Raw genomic sequence first — 481 nt, 5'->3', positions numbered from 1 at the left:
GAGTTATGTTCTTTTGATTGTGGTCATTATGCTTGGTGCCAGTTTTCCTGGTGCCGGTGCCACTGGTTACTATGTACTGATCTTATCTTTGATATCTACTATTCCTTACAATAAAAAAATGCCAACGTCCAAGCTGATGATGCCTTTGGGTTTTGCTACTAATCACCCTTTAGTTCCTTTTAATGTAGCACTTTTCTATGGGGTTACTGTTAGCGTACTCGAAACGGCAGGTTATACCGGTGGACTGTCTATGTCAAAATTTGCTGTAGTGAATTTCATCTTGGCTCTTGGTTTCTTGGCATGGGCCTTGATTGCGTATCGCCTCCTACCGGATCATCCAATAACGGAAGCAGAAGCTTCTGGATTTGATGAGGTGGCAGCTACGACTGAGATGGGGACTATGCCTGCATGGAAAGAATACAGCACTATCGCTGCATTTATGGTCAGTGTTGTTGGAATGATGCTTATGAATGTATTAGGC

Annotated in this window: 1 protein-coding gene; it reads left to right on the top strand. The window is 43.0% G+C overall.

Annotated features, from left to right (window positions below):
* Positions 1-481: hypothetical protein (locus tag AC1DWA_RS33330; protein ID WP_477917750.1), on the top strand; the 481-nt coding region annotated here is incomplete at both ends.

The sequence above is a fragment of the Rhodococcus sp. P4_F3_2 genome, assembly GCF_056401335.1.
Note: the sequence above shows the minus strand (reverse complement) of the source record. Positions and strands in the feature narration are given on the sequence as shown.